General features: G+C 49.3%; 16 protein-coding genes, 3 tRNA genes, 2 rRNA genes, 1 other RNA gene and 1 other annotated feature (1 of these 23 cut by a window edge). Of the genes, 5 read left to right on the top strand and 17 right to left on the bottom strand.

Annotation, left to right across the window (positions count from 1 at the left end; genetic code table 11):
* Positions 1–50 precede the first annotated feature (50 nt).
* The 6 genes from AC13H5_RS00085 to tadA all read right to left on the bottom strand — a co-directional run bounded on the left by AC13H5_RS00085 (position 51) and on the right by tadA (position 3,820).
* Complete coding sequence (locus AC13H5_RS00085) at positions 51–275, bottom strand: YaaL family protein (protein WP_034781883.1); 225 nt, start codon at positions 273–275, stop codon at positions 51–53.
* Positions 272–871 (bottom strand): recombination mediator RecR, encoded by a 600-nt coding sequence (recR, locus tag AC13H5_RS00090; protein ID WP_021065285.1) that lies wholly within the window; start codon positions 869–871, stop codon positions 272–274. The genes AC13H5_RS00085 and recR overlap by 4 nt, the downstream gene beginning before the upstream one ends.
* A 22-nt stretch (positions 872–893) precedes the next feature.
* Complete coding sequence (locus AC13H5_RS00095) at positions 894–1,211, bottom strand: YbaB/EbfC family nucleoid-associated protein (protein ID WP_034781885.1); 318 nt, start codon at positions 1,209–1,211, stop codon at positions 894–896.
* A gap of 15 nt (positions 1,212–1,226) precedes the next feature.
* A complete protein-coding gene (gene dnaX, locus AC13H5_RS00100) occupies positions 1,227–2,903 on the bottom strand; it encodes a DNA polymerase III subunit gamma/tau (protein ID WP_034781888.1) in 1,677 nt (558 codons plus the stop codon).
* A 94-nt stretch (positions 2,904–2,997) separates the two neighbouring features.
* Positions 2,998–3,266, bottom strand: an RNA gene (gene ffs, locus AC13H5_RS00105) — signal recognition particle sRNA large type.
* A 53-nt stretch (positions 3,267–3,319) separates the two neighbouring features.
* Positions 3,320–3,820, bottom strand: coding sequence for a tRNA adenosine(34) deaminase TadA (tadA, locus tag AC13H5_RS00110; protein WP_214755137.1), 501 nt, complete (start codon positions 3,818–3,820; stop codon positions 3,320–3,322).
* A 121-nt stretch (positions 3,821–3,941) separates the two neighbouring features.
* Here tadA and AC13H5_RS00115 point away from each other — a divergent pair, with 121 nt between their 5' ends.
* Both AC13H5_RS00115 and AC13H5_RS00120 read left to right on the top strand, forming a co-directional pair.
* On the top strand, positions 3,942–4,577 hold the full coding sequence (locus AC13H5_RS00115; protein ID WP_034781893.1) for a deoxynucleoside kinase: 636 nt from the start codon (positions 3,942–3,944) through the stop codon (positions 4,575–4,577).
* Complete coding sequence (locus AC13H5_RS00120) at positions 4,574–5,245, top strand: deoxynucleoside kinase (protein WP_021065290.1); 672 nt, start codon at positions 4,574–4,576, stop codon at positions 5,243–5,245. Before AC13H5_RS00115 ends, AC13H5_RS00120 begins: the two co-directional genes overlap by 4 nt.
* Positions 5,246–5,287: 42 nt before the next feature.
* Here the strand turns inward: AC13H5_RS00120 and AC13H5_RS00125 are convergent, their stop codons facing one another.
* From AC13H5_RS00125 to pdxS, 8 genes are all read right to left on the bottom strand, one after another.
* The gene (locus AC13H5_RS00125; protein ID WP_483546107.1) at positions 5,288–6,286 is read right to left on the bottom strand and encodes a hypothetical protein; all 999 of its coding nucleotides are present in this window, start codon (positions 6,284–6,286) and stop codon (positions 5,288–5,290) included.
* A gap of 165 nt (positions 6,287–6,451) precedes the next feature.
* Positions 6,452–6,541, bottom strand: a tRNA-Ser gene (locus AC13H5_RS00130).
* Between the two features lie 29 nt (positions 6,542–6,570).
* Positions 6,571–6,661, bottom strand: a tRNA-Ser gene (locus AC13H5_RS00135).
* A 38-nt stretch (positions 6,662–6,699) separates the two neighbouring features.
* Positions 6,700–6,790: transfer RNA gene (locus AC13H5_RS00140), tRNA-Ser, on the bottom strand.
* Positions 6,791–6,946: 156 nt separating this feature from the next.
* On the bottom strand, positions 6,947–8,230 hold the full coding sequence (gene serS / locus AC13H5_RS00145) for a serine--tRNA ligase (protein ID WP_029596449.1): 1,284 nt from the start codon (positions 8,228–8,230) through the stop codon (positions 6,947–6,949).
* Positions 8,231–8,282: 52 nt separating this feature from the next.
* Positions 8,283–8,490: a binding site (T-box leader), on the bottom strand.
* A gap of 18 nt (positions 8,491–8,508) precedes the next feature.
* Positions 8,509–9,753 (bottom strand): D-alanyl-D-alanine carboxypeptidase family protein, encoded by a 1,245-nt coding sequence (locus AC13H5_RS00150; RefSeq protein ID WP_052013678.1) that lies wholly within the window; start codon positions 9,751–9,753, stop codon positions 8,509–8,511.
* An 87-nt stretch (positions 9,754–9,840) separates the two neighbouring features.
* Complete coding sequence (gene pdxT, locus AC13H5_RS00155) at positions 9,841–10,419, bottom strand: pyridoxal 5'-phosphate synthase glutaminase subunit PdxT (protein ID WP_021066745.1); 579 nt, start codon at positions 10,417–10,419, stop codon at positions 9,841–9,843.
* Position 10,420: 1 nt separating this feature from the next.
* Entirely contained in the window at positions 10,421–11,311 is an 891-nt protein-coding gene (gene pdxS, locus AC13H5_RS00160) for a pyridoxal 5'-phosphate synthase lyase subunit PdxS (RefSeq protein ID WP_021066746.1), read from the bottom strand.
* Between the two features lie 284 nt (positions 11,312–11,595).
* Here pdxS and pdxR point away from each other — a divergent pair, with 284 nt between their 5' ends.
* The 3 genes from pdxR (at position 11,596) to AC13H5_RS00175 (ending at position 17,177) form a co-directional block, all read left to right on the top strand.
* Entirely contained in the window at positions 11,596–12,996 is a 1,401-nt protein-coding gene (pdxR, locus tag AC13H5_RS00165) for a MocR-like pyridoxine biosynthesis transcription factor PdxR (RefSeq protein ID WP_483546108.1), read from the top strand.
* Positions 12,996–13,610, top strand: coding sequence for a class A sortase (locus AC13H5_RS00170; protein WP_483546109.1), 615 nt, complete (start codon positions 12,996–12,998; stop codon positions 13,608–13,610). The genes pdxR and AC13H5_RS00170 overlap by 1 nt, the downstream gene beginning before the upstream one ends.
* A 138-nt stretch (positions 13,611–13,748) precedes the next feature.
* Positions 13,749–17,177: an alpha-amylase family glycosyl hydrolase gene (locus AC13H5_RS00175; protein WP_483546110.1), complete on the top strand. Its 3,429-nt coding sequence runs from the start codon at positions 13,749–13,751 to the stop codon at positions 17,175–17,177.
* A gap of 44 nt (positions 17,178–17,221) precedes the next feature.
* Here the strand turns inward: AC13H5_RS00175 and guaB are convergent, their stop codons facing one another.
* From guaB to AC13H5_RS00190, 3 genes are all read right to left on the bottom strand, one after another.
* Positions 17,222–18,685: an IMP dehydrogenase gene (gene guaB / locus AC13H5_RS00180; protein ID WP_483546111.1), complete on the bottom strand. Its 1,464-nt coding sequence runs from the start codon at positions 18,683–18,685 to the stop codon at positions 17,222–17,224.
* Positions 18,686–18,935: 250 nt separating this feature from the next.
* Positions 18,936–19,051, bottom strand: a 5S ribosomal RNA gene (gene rrf, locus AC13H5_RS00185).
* 57 nt (positions 19,052–19,108) lie between these two features.
* Positions 19,109–20,000 (bottom strand): 23S ribosomal RNA (locus AC13H5_RS00190) (it continues 2,022 nt past the right edge of the window).

The raw sequence follows: 20,000 nt of genomic DNA on the forward strand, positions 1-20,000 counted from the left end.
AATGGACCTAACCATTCGGCATATAAAAAGGCGAGATGGAATATCTCGCCTTACGATCTTAAATTCGAAAGTGAAACTTTGCGTTGCTTCGCCTCTTTTAAATAAAAGAAGTACAATGCTTCCGCTTGTTTAACTTGCGCTGCTAATTCCCCAGTGTCTTCGATACTCACTTCAAGTATGTGACGTTTCGATTCGTACTTCGCCTTAGCATCTAACAGCTCTAACAAAAATCGTTGGTCATATCCATCTCGGAGAGGTTTGCGAAACCATCTCATAGTTCGCGTCTACCCTCCATCGCTCTTGATAAGGTCACTTCATCCGCATATTCTAGATCGCCGCCTACAGGTAAACCGTGCGCCAGACGCGTTACACGAATTCCAGTCGGTTTTAAGAGTCGGGACAGATACATTGAAGTCGCTTCCCCTTCGATGTTCGGGTTAGTGGCCAAAATCACTTCACTAATCGCTTCATTTTCTTGAAGACGCGTTAACAAGCTCGACACGTTAATATCTTCAGGACCAATCCCTTCCATTGGGCTAATCGCCCCATGCAAGACATGGTACTTCCCACGATACTCTCGCATCTTCTCCATCGCAATCACATCTCTAGAATCTTGAACAACACAGACCACCGTCTCGTCGCGATGGGAATCCGTACAAATCGCGCATGGGTCAACATCTGTAATGTGCCCGCATACCGTACAATATTTAATATCACGCTTAGCGCTGACAAGAGCCTTAGCGAACGTCAGCACATCGTCTTCTTCCATATCTAATACGTGGAATGCTAGACGTATGGCAGTTTTCGGACCAATGCCCGGCAATTTGGTAAAGCTTTCAATCAAACGTCCGATCGCTTCAGGGTATTGCAACTCACATCGTTCCTTTCTTCACTTAAAAGCCTGGAAGGTTCATCCCTTGCGTAAAACGTCCCATTTTGTCATTAACGAGTTGGTCAGCTTGCTTCATCCCGTCGTTAACTGCTGCCAAAACAAGATCTTGCAACATTTCGACGTCATCTGGATCGACAGCATCTTCAGCGATGATGACATCTAGCACTTCTTTATGTCCACTGACGATAACTTTTACCATGCCGCCACCTGCCGTACCTTCAACAGTCAAGTCTTTCAATTCTTCTTGAGCTTTCGCCATATCTTTTTGCATTTTCTGCATTTGCTTCATCATATTGTTCATGTTTCCCATTCCACGCATGTAGAGCGCCTCCTTTTAAACTTCTTCAATTTCAACGACGTCACCGAAACGTTCAACGGCCTTCGAGACAAGTGGATCTTCTTCAACCACTTCCTCTTCTTTATGATCCGAACGTTCAGCTTGTTTACGAAGGATGAACTCATTCTTCAACTCAACCCAATCGGTCTCTAGTACGGCCATGATTTCTCGACGAATTCCCGTCACTTCAAACAAGGCTTGTTCAATCACGTCTCGCGTGCGACCGTTCGAGCTAACTTGCTCGTAGTGCCACGTCATCCCATCTTTAAATTGTACCAGTAAGGTGTCACTAGCACAAAGCACAGCCTCACTCTCATAGAATAGTGCAAAAATTGGACCATCCTGCGTTCGGATATTCCCCATGATATCTTCCCAGCTATCACGTATTGCGTTTAAATGCTGTCGTTCCGCTCGTTGCAATAATTGACGGATGCGTTCTTTCGGGACTCGAATTTGAGTTCGCTTGGCAACTTTAGGTTTCTCTGTTGTTGCTTCCGCTGCAGGGACTCCCGTTTTTTTGACCTCACTCAACTCGCGACTCAGTTCACGGACCTGCTCTTGAAGTTGTTTCATCTGTTCTGTCATCGTCCGCCCTTGTTCGGCGATACGAATAAACGTTAGTTCTACCAAAACTTTCGGATGATTCGATAATCGCATCTGTTGCTGACAATCATTCAACTCTTCAATCACTTGGAATAGTTCATCTGTCGACGTCGCTTCAACAAATTGTCGGAACGTCTCTGTCGGACGAGCGCGTTCGAGTAAATCGACCGCTTGAGGTGAGGCCTTTAATAGTAAGGCGTCACGATGAACGAATACGAGATCTTCAATGAATCGCTTCAAATCCTTACCTTCACGCAGCATCGTTTCCAACGTACTCAAAATTTGATCAAGTTGCTTTTGCTGTAAGCCGTAAGCCATATCGAGCAGAGCATCATCTGTCACCGCGCCGGTCACTTCTAGCACAGCGTCTTCGGTCAAACGGCCATCGCTAAAAGCGAGCGCTTGATCGAGCAGGCTGAGTGCATCGCGCATCCCACCGTCGGCAGCACGGGCAATCAGCTTGAGCGCCTCTGGATCATAGTCATAATCTTGATCGTTCAAGATATATGCCATACGTGTCTGCAATTGACCGACTTCATGCCGTTTCACATCAAAGCGCTGGCAACGTGAGATGATAGTTGCCGGAATTTTATGCGGTTCTGTCGTCGCCAAAATAAAGATGGCATGCGCCGGTGGTTCTTCCAGCGTTTTCAATAAGGCGTTGAACGCCCCAGTCGAAAGCATATGCACTTCATCAATGATATATACTTTGAAGCGCGCTTGAGAAGGCGGATATTTGACTTTATCCCGAATTTCTCGAATCTCGTCGACCCCATTATTTGAAGCCGCATCGATTTCAAACACGTCCGGGCTCGTCCCTTCCGTGATTGCGATACAAGTCGGGCATGTGTTACACGGTTCTCGTGTGGGTGCTGTCTCGCAGTTGATGGCTTTCGCGATAATTTTCGCCAAACTTGTCTTCCCGGTCCCTCGTGGACCCGAGAACAAATAGGCATGTGACATTCGTTCCTCAAGCAACGCATTTTGAATCGTACGTGTGATATGAATTTGACCGACAACCTCTTGGAACGACTGCGGACGATAAACCCGATACAACGCTTGATACGCCATGTCCCCGCCTCCTTTCTTCCTTACATTCTCTATTTCATCATACAAAAAAATCTACAACCCTGGGGCCGTAGATTGAAGTTATTAAATAAATCTGCCGCGCACCGATTTCTGAAAGCACGTCAATGTGCGTTACTCATGCAGTTTGCTCGGCCCAAGCACCCCTGCGGCACACGGTACGTCACCACTTAAGGCTGCTTCCTTCCGGACCTGACCTGGTTCATGGGTGACCGTTGCGCAGGACTCAGACGTCAACGCCACTTACACGAGGACAGGCCACACCAATGCACTCCCTCGAATCGGAATTCAGTCTCGCTATAGCGGATTGCGAGTTACAGGGCACCGCTACCTCCCCGCCTAGCACGGCAAATGGGTAAATGAAGTTAGGCACTACGTTGAGTGCTATTACATTATACTGTTTAATCAGGTGGGTTGCAACCTCTCTGTTCAAGCCGCGCCTGCTTCTTCCGTTCTCTAAGGTTTCGGAAGAATACTGTCAGCAACTCGCCACACTCTTCTGCTAAAACATTTTCAGTCACTTCAGCTTGGTGGTTGAAGCGTTCGTCTTGGACGAGGTTCATGAGCGTCCCGCAACATCCACCCTTCGGATCGTGGGCACCAAAGATGACCCGCTTCACACGAGACAGCACGATGGCACCCGCACACATCGGACACGGCTCTAACGTGACGAACAGTTCGCAATCCTCTAAACGCCAGTTGCCGAGCGCCTGGTTTGCCTGCTCAATCGCAATCATCTCGGCGTGGGCCGCTGCCAACAAGTCGGTTTCCCGACGATTATGACCGACGGCAATCACCTCATCACCTTTAACGATGACGCATCCGATCGGGACTTCGCCGATTGCTTCCGCCTTCTTTGCTTCTTCAATGGCAAGCCTCATAAATCGTTCATCTCGTTCCATATACACACTCCGTTTCTGATCACTTATTATGAAAAAAAATGAAAATCATTTCGCTCGCCCTATCCACTTCATTGTATGCTAGAATGGAACTTGCACTTTGGATAATGGAGGATGACATCATATGTTTATAACGGTAGAGGGACCGATTGGTGTCGGGAAAACGTCACTGGCCCATATCATCAGTCAGCACTTTTCAATGCAGATGCTGAATGAAATTGTAGAAGAGAATCCGTTTCTCGGCAAGTTTTATGAAGATATCGACGAATGGAGCTTCCAAACGGAGATGTTCTTCCTTTGCAATCGCTTCAAGCAATTAGACGATATCCACAAACACCACTTGAGTCAACAGCAATCCGTCGTTTCTGACTATCATATTTTCAAGAACTTAATTTTCGCTCACCGTTCCCTGAGACCAGCTCATTTGAACAAATATGAGCAAATCTATAAGATTTTGACACACGATATGCCGAAACCTGATGTCGTCATCTACTTACACGCCAGCATCGAGACGTTAATGAAACGTGTCGCCTTGCGTGGACGTGAAGTAGAAGAGAACATGTCTCGCGATTACCTCGAACAGCTCGCTCATGATTATGAAACGTTTATCGAATCATACCGCGCGACGCATCCCGAAGTGACGATTCTTTCGTTTAGCGGAGATGAGCTCGACTTCGTCCAAAATCCGGATGATTTGACGCACGTCCTCTCGACGATCGAACGTGAATTAGAATTGACTAAAGGAGCAAAAATCAAATGACGCTGAATGAAAAATATAACATTCCGAACGATACGATCATCACGATCGGTGGAATGGTCGGAATCGGTAAATCAACGATCACGAACTCACTTGCCGATGCCCTCAACTTCCGCACTTCACTTGAGAAAGTAGACACGAACCCTTATCTCGATAAATTTTATCATGATTTTGAGCGTTGGAGTTTCCACCTTCAAATCTATTTCTTGGCTGAACGGTTCAAAGAACAGAAGAAAATCTTCCAATACGGCGGCGGCTTTATCCAAGACCGCTCGATTTACGAAGATACTGGCATCTTTGCCAAGATGCACTATGAAAAAGGGACGATGTCTCCAACCGACTACGAGACGTACTCAAGTTTGTTTGAAGCGATGGTACTGACACCATTCTTCCCACACCCTGACCTTCTCATTTATCTTGAAGGCTCATTCGAGCAAGTACTCGACCGCATTCAAATGCGCGGGCGCGAGATGGAACAACAAACACCGATCACATATTGGGAAGAGATGTACGCTCGTTATACGGAGTGGATCAACAACTTCAACCTTTGCCCTGTACTTCGTCTCTCAATCGAAGAGTATGACTTGATCAATGACCCTAACTCGGTTGAACTCATCTTGGAGAAAATCGAGAAACAATTGACGATCGCTCGCGAAGCGAAAGTCAGATAAGTAAAGAAGGTGCACCGCTCGCTTGAGCGGTGCACCTTCTTTTTATGTGTGGGCGATACGAGGTTTTCGATACGTCGGCGTCTTCCGAGCTTTTCGGAAACCGTCGATGGAATCAAACACTGCGGCCAAAATCGTGATGGCGACGACCAATCCAAATACCCAATCGAACGAGAGCATACCGTTCGGAACGTTCGTCTCGATCCAGTTCAAAAATCGTGGATCGAGTAACTGTGGGGAACTGGCCATCCAGATGATGAACGTTGCCGAGGCAATATTGTAGATCAAATTAAACGAAGCGAGCGCATACGTCCAATGTCCGTTCATCCATTTCCATACCCCAAGCACGACTTGAAGCAAGATGACGGTCACAAATAACCAAATCACATCCATCAGGAACGTTTGATTGAAGATGGGAGTGATCATCGTGAACCCCGCGTTCGTAGATTCATAAATCCCTAGTAACTGTTCGGCGTTAATATACACGCCAAACCACACGGCTGTCCAAAACAACCCGAACCCTGCGTCAAATTTACTGATTCGACCGCCCTTCACCCGTTCTTTCAGCTTGGACACATCCCATTTCATATCTGGCGCCGGTACATCATCAGGTGCATAGCGCTCAATCAAAAAGAAGACGAGCGTAATCCAAAACACGAGCTGAATCCCGACCTCCCACAGCGCATCGAACATGTTCGTCAAAAATGTGCCGATCGTCGGCATAAGCGGTCCTGAGAACGTCGGCATGCTAGACAACACGAGACCGAAGAAAACGACAGCTAAAACGATTGGAACGACAAGTTTAATTACGGTCACATACATTGGGAAAAAACGTGGTCCGATGACATACTGTCCTTCCTTATAACGTGCGGCAACGACGGTTGGATGCCCAATCTCTGCTAACACCCGTTTTACGTCTGCCTCAGACGGTTGGTCGGGCAGTGCCGCCTCAATCGATTGCCGAACCGAGGCAGCCGCTTCCTCGCGCCGCTTCGGTGGAACGTGTCGCACGACCTCATCGATATACATCTCAATCCAATCCATGACGCTCATCTCCTTCCTTACGCGCCACTATAGTCTACTCTATGTAGATTCCCGGTTTACGCGCGGCTTAGCCAGATTTCGTCGGATTGCCACAAACAAAAAAGCCGCAGACCGGAGTCTACGACCATAAAAAAACGCATCTGCCCATGCAGATGCCAAAACAAGCGGAGTTGGTGGGATTCGAACCCACGCGAGCCTTACGACTCCTAACGGATTTCGAGTCCGTCCCCTTCAGCCGGGCTTGGGTACAACTCCAGGCTTAAAAAAGTGTAAAAAAAAGAAAGTGGAGGAGGTGGTGGGATTCGAACCCACGCAGGCTATTACACCCCTGACGGTTTTCAAGACCGTTCCCTTAAACCACTTGGGTACACCTCCAAAAAAGTATGAAATTGTTGAGCCTCCAAAAATAAAAATGGAGGAGGTGGTGGGATTCGAACCCACGCAGGCTATTACACCCCTGACGGTTTTCAAGACCGTTCCCTTAAACCACTTGGGTACACCTCCAAAGCTCATATACAATTGGTGAGCAAACATCTCGCTCGACATGATTTATAGTACCAACTTGGCAGACAGATGTCAAACCCTTTTGTGAAAAAACATTAAAAAAAACCAAAAAAAATCCCGCCTGAACGATACGTTTCAGACGGGCTGGTTTGTTCATTACTGAGGCATTTCAATTTTCTCGATACCGCCCATATATGGACGTAATACTTCCGGAATGACGACTGAACCGTCTGCCTGTTGGAAGTTCTCTAAAATCGCAGCGACGGTCCGTCCGACTGCGAGGCCAGAACCGTTAAGCGTGTGGACGAATTCCGGTTTTGCGTTCGCTTCGCGACGGAAACGGATTCCGGCCCGGCGTGCTTGGAAGTCTTCAAAGTTCGAACAAGATGAGATTTCACGATACATCCCTTGCGCCGGCATCCACACTTCGATGTCATATTTCTTCGCAGCCGTGAAGCCGAGATCGGCCGTACACATGCTGAGCACTTGATATGGGAGACCGAGACGCTTAAGCACTTCTTCAGCGTGGCCCGTCAAGAGTTCGAGTTGTTCATAAGACTCTTCAGGTTTCACAAACCGGACGAGCTCGACTTTGTTGAACTGATGCTGACGAATGAGCCCACGCGTGTCGCGTCCGGCTGATCCCGCTTCTGAACGGAAACAAGCGCTATACGCCGTATACGTGATTGGAAGTTGGTCTTCCGTGATAATCTCGTCACGGTGCATGTTCGTTACCGGAACTTCTGCCGTCGGTACGAGGAAATAGTTCGTATCCGCCACTTTGAATGCGTCTTCCTCAAATTTAGGAAGTTGTCCCGTCCCGGTCATCGCGTCGCGGTTGACCATATAAGGAGGGAGCACCTCAGAATAGCCATGTTCATCGGCATGCATATCCATCATGAAGTTGATGAGGGCACGTTCGAGACGGGCGCCGAGACCTTTATAAAAGACAAACCGGCTACCTGTCACTTTACCCGCTCGTTCCACATCGACGATTTTCAAATCTTCCATGACGTCCCAATGCTGTTTGAGTTCGAATTCGAACGTCGGTTTTGTTCCGACTTCGCGAATCGTGACGTTATCATCTTCCGTTTCTCCAATCGGCGTTGATTCGTGCGGGATGTTCGGGATGCTGAGGAGAATCAAGTTCAATTCGGCCTCGACTTCACGCAACTCTTCATCGAGCAATTTGATTTCGTCCCCGAGGCGACGTGTCTCGAGAATCGGTGCATCCGCATCTTGTTTGTTGCGTTTTAATTCCGCAATTTGCTTCGTCGCTTCATTTCGTTTCGCTTTCTTCACTTCAACCTCATTGATCAAGTTGCGGCGTTTCTCTTCCAACTCCGGGAAACGGTCAAGCGCACTCAAATCCTCGCCGCGATGAGCTAGCTTCGTTTTAATCTCTTCAAAATCTGAACGTAATCGTTTAATGTCTAACATTCGTTATTCCTCCTTTTTTCACATAAAAAGGTGGCACGCCCCTTTCCCGTAGGAAAGGGACGAACCACCTTGGATCCGCGTTGCCACCCTCGTTGCCCGAAATCGGGCCACTCGATGCACGTAACGTGTGCGTAACGTGACTTGTTTCCAAGCCAATGCTCCGAGGCCGATTCGGTTACATCATCCCACTAGTTTGCACCAACCACTAGCTCTCTGTCAGTAGATGACCGTAACGTACTTTTCCCCATCATTGCATCTGTCATTGAATTAGTTTTACTTTACAACATCTCAACTCTATCGACAAGACTCAGTTTTCCGAGCACGAGTCGAATCTCATCTAAAAAGTCGGAGAAGGCACGCGTCATACGTGTCAAAAACGATGCCATCTCGACCGGTTCGGCCGCGACGAGCGTTCCTTTAGGTGGAAGTTCACCATCTAGATACCGGACGCTTCCGGAAGGCTCGATGGTGACGGTCCCGACCTGTTGATCGGCCGCAATTGGGGCTTTCGTATCCGGAAGATCGTAAGTCGGTTCAGGTACATCCTGTCCTTTTTCGACGAGTACTTCAAAGGCTGACGTCGTGCGCACTTTTGCTGACTCGACTGTACCTTCAGCGACATGGAGCGTCGCCGGGACGATTTCACCAGTCCGTAAAATCGGGGTCAAGACAAAATCGCCATAGGCGTAGTCGTGAAGCGCCTTTGTAGCAGTATAGCGCCCTTGATCGGTCTTCGCTCCGAGAACGACCGATAGCACGGTACGTCCATCTCGCGTCGACACGCCGATGAAGCAGTAACCGGCATCGTCAGTCGTGCCCGTTTTAAAGCCAAGCATACCCGGATAGGCTAAATCACGACCAGCGAGCATCCGGTTCGTCGCTTCAAATCGGACTCCGTCGATATCAACATACGCTTGTTTCGTCACATCGAGCACTTCCGGGAACTTCGTCAAATACGCCAAAGCTAACATCATCAAATCATTGGCCGATGTCAAATTCTCCCCTGGACGTCCCGCTGACACAGAGTCAAGTCCCGATGCATTGGCGAACGTCGTTTGGGTCATACCAAGTTCGGTCGCCCGTTCGTTCATTTTCTTTACGAATACCCCTTCCGAACCAGAGACGGCCTCGGCCAATGTGACCGCTGCCTCGTTCGCGGAACGAATCAACGCCACGTCGTATAGCTCTTTCACCGTGTACGGTTTATTGACGAGCGGAATCCGAGCCAATCCTGGTTTTCGGGTCAGCGCCAACGCCTTGTCGCTCGGGGTCACTTCTTGGCTCCAACTGAGGTCACCCGCTTCGATGGCTTCTCGGACGAGAAAAGCGGTCATCAGCTTAGTGATTGATGCCGGAGGAAGCATCGCGTCCTCTTCTTGTGAGAACAGGATTTGTCCCGTCGTCATGTCCACGAGCATCGCGCCGGTCGCATCAACTTTAGGTGCCGCCGATGCATCCGTCGGCACGATCATATTTAAAAGGATTGCCCAAACGAGCATCCATCCGATCCATCTTTGTCTCACGGTCTTGCCCCTTTCTATACGTATCTCGTTACAGTGTAGCAAAAAAACACATGAAAAAGGCTCCCTATTTGCTAGAGAGCCTTTCAATCAGGCGAGTTGTCGCTTCGTCGCTTCAACCATGTCCAAGAAATAGCGGTGCATCGACAAGTCGTCCGTCAATTCCGGGTGGAACGAGCAGGCCATATACTTGTCATACCGAACCGCGACAATCGCTTCTTCGACCTCGGCGAGCACCTCGACGCTCGCTTCGACCGATGCGACTTGCGGCGCTCGAATGAACACTGCTTCGACAGCTTCATCGATTCCATTGACAGTCAAATCGACTTCAAAGCTATCAACTTGTCGTCCGAACGCATTTCGTTTGACCGTCATCGGGATTTTACGCAAGTGCGCGTCATATCCTTCAACTTCGGTCGCGAGCAAAATCAAACCAGCGCACGTTCCAAACATCGGCAACTCCGCATTCTCACGTAACGGCTCGAGCAACTCGTACCGATCGAGTAAGCGACGCATCGCTGTGCTCTCCCCACCCGGCAAGACGAGTCCATCGATTCGATTTAAGTCATCGACCGAGCGGACGACGAGCGTATTCGCACCAAGTGCTTCGAGCATATGGACGTGTTCGCGAATCGCACCTTGCATTCCGAGTACACCAATCGTGGTCATCTTACCAACCTCGCGGTGCCATGAGTTCTTCTTGTTTGAGCGTGCGGACGTCGAGCCCTTTCATCGCTTCGCCGAGTCCTTTCGACAAGTGTGCGATGCGCTCATAGTCATCATGGTATGTCGTCGCTTCAACGATGGCACGGGCAAATTTCTCAGGGTTCTCCGCTTTAAAGATTCCTGATCCGACAAAGACGCCGTCCGCTCCGAGGTGCATCATGAGTGCCGCATCAGCTGGTGTCGCAATTCCGCCTGCTGCGAAGTTGACGACCGGGAGGCGCCCTGCTTCACGGATTTGCATGAGTACTTCAAACGGGGCACCCAGGTCACGCGCTTCCGTCATCACTTCATCGATGCTCATCGAGAGCAAGCGTTTCACTTGAGCTTGAACGGTACGCATGTGACGAACTGCTTCAACGATATTGCCGGTTCCCGGTTCACCTTTCGTCCGAATCATTGCTGCACCTTCCCCGATGCGGCGTGATGCTTCACCGAGGTCACGAGCGCCACAGACGAATGGTGCTTTGTAGTCACGTTTGTAGAGATGGAACTCTTCGTCAGCAGGTGTCAATACTTCGCTCTCGTCAATGAAATCAACCCCCATTGATTCAAGGACACGGGCTTCAGCGATGTGACCGATCCGGCACTTCGCCATGACCGGTACCGATACCGCACCCATGACGTCTTCGATGATTGTCGGATCGGCCATACGAGCAACGCCGCCCATTTTGCGAATGTCTGAAGGTACGCGCTCGAGTGCCATGACGGCAACTGCACCTGCTGCCTCAGCAATTTTGGCTTGCTCCGCGTTGATGACGTCCATGATGACGCCACCTTTTTGCATCTCGGCCATACCGCGTTTTACTTTGTCTGTCCCTACTTGTCTCTTTTCCAAGTGAATCCCCTCCAATAAGCTAGTCTACTTGCAAGTATAAATTGATTTGACTATATTGAAAGTGCCAGTTTTGTATTTTCTGAAGTGGTCAGTTTAAACAAAGGACTTCATTTCCTAATTCTCGAATGTTGTAAAGGACAAGGGGGATGATGAAATGGACCAATGGAACAGTCGTGACGAGGCGCATGGACGAAGCTTTTTCGGGAAAGCCGGAGTGTTTTCGCTCCTACTCGTTATCGGATTCATGCTCTATTTTTTCTTTGGCTGACTAGAAAGGATTAACTATGGATATGCTCACGTTCTCGCTCGAGGCTGACTCGAGCGTCCCGTTATATGAACAACTCTATTTGCACATTCGACAAGCCATCGTCGATGACACCCTCACCACCGGGACAAAACTTCCGTCCAAACGTAAGTTAGGCGAGTTTTTAGATGTATCACAAACGACAGTCGAACTGGCTTATGCCCAGCTGCTCGCGGAAGGATATATCGAGTCGTTGCCACGCAAAGGCTTCTACGTGTTACCGCAAGAAGAACTGTACGTCCGGCGCGGCAGTAGCGTCATCGAACCGCTCCCGGTGAAAAAAACATATGAGTTCGACTTGTATCCGAGTCAAATCGACACGACCGCTTTCCCATTCGAACGTTGGCGCCGGCACTTAAAACAAGTCGTCTCGGAAGAACATCACGATTTGCTGTCACTTGGCTCTGTACAAGGCGATTTCGTCCTTCGTCAAGAGATTGCGACCTATCTCTATCATTCGCGCGGTGTGCATTGTTCTCCCGAGCAAATCGTTGTCGGATCGGGAACCGAGCAGCTGTTGCCCCAATTGTTAGAACTGTTGCCGGATACCACGACGTTCGGCATTGAGGATCCGGGGTATCCGCTCACCCGCCAACTTTTCGCCCATCAACGACGGACGTTCATTCCAATTCCTGTCGATGAGAGTGGCGTCCGTGTCGATGTGGTGGAACAAGCAGCCATCGATGCCCTTTATGTGACACCGGCCCATCAATTCCCGACCGGAACGATTTTATCGGTCAGCCGCCGTCAACGTCTGCTCAACTGGGCATCGGAGCGGCAAACATATGTGATCGAAGACGATTATGACAGCGAATTCCGTTATAGCGGTAAGCCCATCCCGTCCTTGCAAAGCATGGATCAAAACGAGCGGGTCGTCTATTTGAGCACGTTCTCGAAATCGCTAATGCCTTCATTGCGAATCGGTTATATGGTGCTCCCCCCTCCGCTGTTGAATCGCTACCGGGAACGTTATCGTCACTTCACATGCAGCGTGCCCCGCTTCGAGCAACACACGTTGGCCGAATTTATGGCGACCGGTGATTTTGAGAAACATCTGAACCGGATGCGTAAAACATATCGACGTAAACTTGAAATCATCATCGCCGCTTTCAAACCGTATGAACCGATTGTCTCCATCACAGGGGCGAGCGCAGGCCTTCATGTTGTGCTATCTGTCCAAACGACAAAGTCGAGCGAAGAATTAAAACGTCTGGCCGAAGCCGCGAGTATTCGAATCAATGCGATGACCGATTATCGCATCAACTCGAGCGATACGGTCCCACAGCTTTTATTCGGGTTTGCCGCCTTATCTGAAGAAGTACTACCTGCCGCCGTCAGTGCACTCATGTCGTGTTGGAACATTGAGAAAGGAAGAGATTGATGAAACGGTCACGCTATTTCGTCGGTGGTCTCCTCTTATTAATCGGTACACTCCTGTTATCCGAATCGTGGTGGAAAGACCAACTCGCGACGTGGAACAGTCAACAAGTGACCGCCGAGATTCAACCGAAACAGCCCGAAACCGGCGAATTTGAGTTTTCAAACGTCGAGCCATTATCCTGGGAACAACTATTGACTGTGCGCAATCGGTTTCACGAATTACCGACCCTGGGTCTCATTTCCATTCCAGATGTTAACCTTGAACTGCCCATTTTATATGGTCTCGATAACGAGAACTTGGCTGTCGGTGCCGGAACGATGGATCCGTCCCAGCACATGGGAACCGGAAACTACGCACTTGCCGGCCACTATACGCAAAGCCCGACCGCACTGTTCGGGCCACTCCATACCCTCGACATCGGCATGTCCATCTATGTAACCGACATGAAGCACACGTTCCAGTACGAAATTACTTCCCTAGAGACTGTCCCCCCGACACAAGTTGATGTACTCGAACCAACAACTGAACCGACGATTACGCTCGTCACGTGTACGTTCGATGCGACGGAACGGTTGATTGTGAAAGGACGCCTCGTGAAGCAAACGCCTCTCTAACCGATAGGCGTTTTTATTATTTTTCAAAAAACATATTGTGAGCGCTTACATATTCAGCTAAACTATTCCTGAAACCGTTTGCACAATTTTGAAAATTCGTTGCCCTGTAGACGACACATTCCATGAAAGAGGTGCTTTATGAAGAAGAAAGCGGCACGACAGACGACCACGTTACTTTTATCATCCGTTCTCCTGATCCAAGCCGGCGTCCCGATGAACGCTTTGGCTGAACCTGCCACAATCTCAATTGATGGCTTAAAAACAGATTGGACGAACACGCCAGCGCTCGCTACATCCCCACAGGCGGGTTGGCAAGGATTCGATTTAGGAGACGTCTATCTGCAGAACGATGCACGTAACCTTTACTTTTATGTGGATGCGAACAACGTCCCGAACTGGGGCGACAATGGTCAGTACATAAATATCGCCCTCCAAATCAATGAACAAGATTCAGGCGTAGCGACAAACCCGCTTGGCTATCCGTTCAACTTTAGCCAAACCGATAAAAAACCACAGTATCATATTTTACTTCGCGTCGATGGCGACACGTCAGTAAAAGAAGCTGCTCTGTATGAAGCAGGTAAATCCACACCACTCGCAGACTTAAGCAACTTGAACGGCGCCTCGTTTGCTATTGACCGCACGAAAGGATTTGAAGGCAAAATCCCATTGTCCCTGCTTGGCCTAAGCAACGAGGATACCGTTCGGGTCCTCACGGTACTCAGCGGGAATAACGCTACCGAGCATGGTGCGTTCGACACGATTCCAAGTAATTCGGCCAACAAAGTCGCCGATAGTTGGAACGTTTCGGCTACTCCGTCGACACAATCGGTATATAGCCCAGCCTTCACGTTGAGCGGTGTCGAGACGGTCAGTCAACTCGAAGTGACAGCAGTCACACCGGCCAATCAATCGGAACAAGTGGACATCAAATCCCCAATCATTTGGACGTTCAATGAGCCTGTGTCGTTAGACGCTTCGAACATCAGCTTGATGAATGGGGAGACAGCTGTACCGTTCACGGCTGAAGCGAGCGGATCGACAGTGACCGTCACACCGACCGAAGCACTCGGCTTGAATCAAACATATACCGCGACCCTTCCCGCGGACGCTGTGAAAGGAAACCTGTCGAACACGACGTTACCAGCATTGACGACGTCATTTAAAACCATCACTGAAATCGCCGATCCATGGAAAACACAACGCTACATCGAGATGTTGTACGTCCGGGCCGACAACGATTATACCGATTGGAATTTATGGACGTGGAGTACTGGTGCCAAAGATGGCCAAGTAGATCCATACAAAATCACTGAAGAAGGTGCCGTCTTCCGTATCCCGGTCGGAAAAGATGCGACCAACGTAGGCTTTGTCATCCGCAAAGGCACGGATTGGGTCGTGAAGGATGGTTACGGGGAAGACCGTTATGTGAAACTCGGCAATGATCGAGTCACAAAGGTCGTCGTCGAGAGCGGAAAAGGAACGTTCCACCAAGTACCGACGATTCAAGGGCCCGTGTTTGAAGATGGTGCCGTCACGTTCTTCTACCGTGACAAAGCATTGTATGAAGAAGGACAACTCGATGAAATCGACAGCGTCGCGTTAAAAGTCAATGGCACGACATACCCGATGACTTACGAAGCGAAGAACGAATGGTTCCGTCATACGGTAAAATTGCCGGAAGGGGAGCATGATTATACATTCCTTGTCACGAAAGACGGTGTCACGACTGAAGTGAAAGACCCTTACTTTGAGGCGTCGAGCGTTGAATATCGTCGTCCCAACGTCAAATTGACCGCTTCTGTTGCTCCAAAAGCGATTAGTTCTCGAGAAAACGCGGTCGTCAAGGTGAAACCGACGTTGCCAAAAGGTGTCCAATTACGAGAAATGTACATCGATGCCCGTCCACTCGGTGGACCAGCCAAGCTAGCGGTAGACCCGGCACTGAACAAACAGACGATTGCAGTGAAAGATACTGTCAAACCAGGCAATAAGTATTTGACGATTACGGCGATTGACCAATACGGAAACGTTCATAAGACGAAAACATCGTTGACGGTCCGACCGGTCTCGATGAAGGACAAGCAAGAGTTCGATTGGGATGAGGCACGGATTTACTTCATGCTGACCGATCGCTTCTATGACGGGGATAAAACGAATAATAACCCGAATGGTGAATACTACGACCAAGACCATCTTGAGTCGTATCACGGCGGCGACTTTGCCGGCGTCACGAAAAAACTCGACTATTTGGACAAGTTAGGTATCAATACAATTTGGATCACGCCGATCGTCGACAACATTGATTGGGATCTTCGTTACGGTAAAGACGGCTCACAGTACGGCTACCACGGCTATTGGGCGAAAAACTTCGAAAAACTCGATGAGCATCTTGGGGATATGAAGGCGTTCCATCGTCTCATCGACGAAGCAAACGCACGAGGCATCAAGATTATGGTCGACGTCGTCCTGAACCACCCTGGCTACGGCATGGAACCAGGGGCTGTGGACACGGGTGCGACAAACTTCCCGACAAATCAGGAACGTAAAGCGTTCGAGGGAATGATTCGTTCGAACCCGGTCGATGGGGATGATTTAAAAATGTCACTCTCTGGGCTGCCAGACTTTAAAACAGAGGAAGCAGCTGTTCGTGAACAACTCGTCAAATGGCAGACAGATTGGATTAAACGCTCGAAGACGAAAAAGGGTAACACCATCGACTACTTCCGCGTTGATACAGTCAAACACGTCGATTCGACAACGTGGAAGTCGTTCAAAAACGAGTTAACGGCACTTAAACCAGACTTCAAGATGATTGGAGAACATTACGGCGCGAGTGTAAACAACACGGGCGGTTACTTACAGAGCGGCCAAATGGATTCGCTACTCGACTTTGACTTCAAATATCAAGCTGAGCGGTTCATCAACGGGAATATTGATGACGTCGAGAGCGCGCTCCAATACCGCAACACACAACTCTCGAATGAAGCGACGCTCGGACAGTTCCTCAGTAGTCATGACGAAGATGGTTTCCTCGTATCACGTGCCGGAGGAGATGAAGGAAAACACATGGTCGCCGCTTCGCTTCAAATGACGGCGAAAGGTCAACCTGTCATCTACTATGGTGAAGAGGTCGGTCAGTCAGGAAAACATGCCTTGGATATGGATAAAGGCGAGTTCAATGAAAACCGTTATGACTTCGACTGGAAGCGAGTCAAAGGAGAAGGCAAAGTGATGCACACGCATTACCAGAAGCTTCTCAATATTCGTGCTGACTATTCGAAAGTATTTAGCAAAGGAACACGGGCCGTTATTGCGGGTGGGTCTGCGAAGGGATATTCTGTCTTTGAACGAAAACACGGCAAGGACTCGATCCTTGTCGCCTTGAATACGACAGAGGCGAAGCGAACGATTACGTTCCAAACGAACCTTAAGTATAAGACGAAACTTGTCGATCGCTATAGTGGACGAAACTATGTGGTCAAACGAGATGGCAAAGTCACGGTCAGCTTGCCTGCGCAAGATGATGGTGGTACAGTCATTCTTGTCAACAAAGTTAAAAAATAATAATAAAAAGCCGTTGCCTCTGAATCGAGACAACGGCTTTTCGTTTAACGTGAGTAGTTTGGAGCTTCTTTAGTGATATGAACATCATGTGGATGGCTTTCTTGCAAGCCAGCCCCTGTCATGCGGATAAACTGCGTATCTTCGCGTAACGCCCGAATGTCAGCTGCCCCACAATAACCCATTCCTGAGCGAAGGCCACCGATGAGTTGATACACCGTATCTGCCAACTCGCCACGATAAGCGACACGACCTTCAATACCTTCCGGCACGAATTTCTTGTCCGCTTCTTGGAAGTAGCGATCTTGGCTTCCACGTTTCATCGAGGCTTCAGAACCCATGCCACGGTATGTTTTGAACTGACGTCCTTGATAGATTTCCATCTCACCTGGACTCTCTTTCACACCAGCGAGAAGACTACCGAGCATTACCGCATGACCACCAGCCGCAATTGCTTTCACGATATCACCTGAATACTTGATTCCACCATCGGCAATGACTGTGACACCATATTCTCTAGCTTCTGTGACACAATCGTATACCGCTGTGATTTGTGGAACGCCGACACCTGCTACGACTCGTGTCGTACAGATTGACCCTGGGCCAATCCCGACTTTGATGACCGATGCACCGGCTTCAATCAAAGCCCGTGTTGCTTCGGCTGTCGCGACATTCCCTGCAATAATCGGGAGTGTCGGGAACATGTCACGTAACTCTTTTACTTTCTCAATGACGCCGGCTGAATGCCCGTGAGCTGTGTCTACCACTAGAGCATCGACACCAGCATCGACAAGGATTTGAGCACGCGATGCGGCATCTTTCGTGACACCGACGGCGGCTGCAACGAGTAAGCGACCTTGTTTGTCTTTCGCTGCGTGCGGGAACTGTTCGACTTTCTCAATATCTTTTGTCGTAATGAGACCTTTTAACACACCTGAATCATCAACGAGCGGTAATTTTTCAATCCGATGTTGATGAAGAATGCGTTCTGCTTCTTCAAGGGACGTCCCTACTTTTGCGGTGACGAGGTTTTCCGTTGTCATGACATCCGCAATCACTGTCGAGTAATCTTTAATGAAGCGAAGGTCGCGGTTTGTTAAAATCCCGATCAATTTGCGTTCTGTTTCCGAATTAACGATTGGAACACCTGAGATACGGTATTTACTCATCAAGTACTCTGCATCGTACACTTGACGCTCAGGCGTCAAATAGAACGGGTTCGTGATGACGCCGTTCTCCGAGCGTTTAACGCGATCGACGTGTTCTGCCTGCATCTCCATCGACATGTTTTTATGAATGACTCCTAGACCACCTTGGCGTGCCATGGCGATGGCCATCGGTGCTTCTGTGACCGTATCCATACCTGCACTGATGATTGGTACGTTCAACTCTAGACCTTCACAAAGTTTAGTGCTCAAACTCACATCTCTTGGCAAGACATTTGAAAAGCGCGGTACGAGTAACACGTCATCAAACGTTAATCCTTCTTTTGCAAACTTGTTTTCCCACATAAAAATCGATTGCCCCTTTCCCTATCGGACCCGAATCTTTGTTTCGAAATATTTCTGTAATGGTAACAGGTATAGGACGAAAGTGCAATTCAATTCACGATGTTCAGAAAGTTCAGAATTGTGTTCATTCCATTCACTTTCATCTTTTAATGTTCGGAATTAGATTATATGTGTCGCTTACGAATAGAAAATTTAATGGCAATCCACAAAAAAAGACGACCAAGCGGATGCTTGATCGTCCTTCGCGTTGGCCTGGCAACGTCCTATCCTCACAGGGGGAGACCCCCAACTACTTTCGGCGCTGAAGCGCTTAACTTCCGTGTTCGGCATGGGAACGGGTGTGGCCGCTTCGCTATCGCCACCAGACAAGAGAGATCGTTCTCTCAAAACTGAAGACTCATCAATTCATACAAACCATTAGACTAGATCAAAGCCTCGACCGATTAGTATCATTCAGCTCCACACGTCACCGTGCTTCCACCCATGACCTATCTACCTCATCGTCTCTGAGGGGTCTTTCTTGATTGCTCAAAGGGAAATCTCATCTCGGAGGGGGCTTCATGCTTAGATGCTTTCAGCACTTATCCCGTCCGCACGTAGCTACCCAGCGATGCTCCTGGCGGAACAACTGGTACACCAGCGGTGCGTCCATCCCGGTCCTCTCGTACTAAGGACAGCTCTCCTCAAATTTCCTGCGCCCACGACGGATAGGGACCGAACTGTCTCACGACGTTCTGAACCCAGCTCGCGTACCGCTTTAATGGGCGAACAGCCCAACCCTTGGGACCTACTCCAGCCCCAGGATGCGATGAGCCGACATCGAGGTGCCAAACCTCCCCGTCGATGTGGACTCTTGGGGGAGATCAGCCTGTTATCCCCAGGGTAGCTTTTATCCGTTGAGCGATGGCCCTTCCATGCGGAACCACCGGATCACTAAGCCCGACTTTCGTCCCTGCTCGACTTGTAGGTCTCGCAGTCAAGCTCCCTTCTGCCTTTGCACTCTTCGAATGATTTCCAACCATTCTGAGGGAACCTTTGGGCGCCTCCGTTACTGTTTAGGAGGCGACCGCCCCAGTCAAACTACCCACCTGACACGGTCCTCCAGCCGGATCACGGCTGCGAGTTAGAGACTCTATACGCAAAGGGTGGTATCCCAAGGGTGTCTCCACCGAAGCTGGCGCTCCGGCTTCACAAACTCCCACCTATCCTGTACATCGCGTACAAAGCCTCAATATCAGGCTGTAGTAAAGCTCCATGGGGTCTTTCCGTCCTGTCGCGGGTAACCTGCATCTTCACAGGTACTATGATTTCACCG

The organism is Exiguobacterium sp. FD-YE-25-4, from assembly GCF_057004685.1.

Coding starts and splice junctions, on each gene's coding strand:
- AC13H5_RS00125 (WP_483546107.1), bottom strand. CDS start 6,286: ATGGATTGGATTGAGATGTATATCGATGAGGTCGTGCGACACGTTCCA.
- dnaX (WP_034781888.1), bottom strand. CDS start 2,903: ATGGCGTATCAAGCGTTGTATCGGGTTTATCGTCCGCAGTCGTTCCAA.
- tadA (WP_214755137.1), bottom strand. CDS start 3,820: ATGGAACGAGATGAACGATTTATGAGGCTTGCCATTGAAGAAGCAAAG.
- AC13H5_RS00175 (WP_483546110.1), top strand. CDS start 13,749: ATGAAGAAGAAAGCGGCACGACAGACGACCACGTTACTTTTATCATCC.
- guaB (WP_483546111.1), bottom strand. CDS start 18,685: ATGTGGGAAAACAAGTTTGCAAAAGAAGGATTAACGTTTGATGACGTG.
- serS (WP_029596449.1), bottom strand. CDS start 8,230: ATGTTAGACATTAAACGATTACGTTCAGATTTTGAAGAGATTAAAACG.
- AC13H5_RS00170 (WP_483546109.1), top strand. CDS start 12,996: ATGAAACGGTCACGCTATTTCGTCGGTGGTCTCCTCTTATTAATCGGT.
- AC13H5_RS00120 (WP_021065290.1), top strand. CDS start 4,574: ATGACGCTGAATGAAAAATATAACATTCCGAACGATACGATCATCACG.
- AC13H5_RS00085 (WP_034781883.1), bottom strand. CDS start 275: ATGAGATGGTTTCGCAAACCTCTCCGAGATGGATATGACCAACGATTT.
- pdxR (WP_483546108.1), top strand. CDS start 11,596: ATGGATATGCTCACGTTCTCGCTCGAGGCTGACTCGAGCGTCCCGTTA.
- AC13H5_RS00095 (WP_034781885.1), bottom strand. CDS start 1,211: ATGCGTGGAATGGGAAACATGAACAATATGATGAAGCAAATGCAGAAA.
- AC13H5_RS00115 (WP_034781893.1), top strand. CDS start 3,942: ATGTTTATAACGGTAGAGGGACCGATTGGTGTCGGGAAAACGTCACTG.
- pdxT (WP_021066745.1), bottom strand. CDS start 10,419: ATGACCACGATTGGTGTACTCGGAATGCAAGGTGCGATTCGCGAACAC.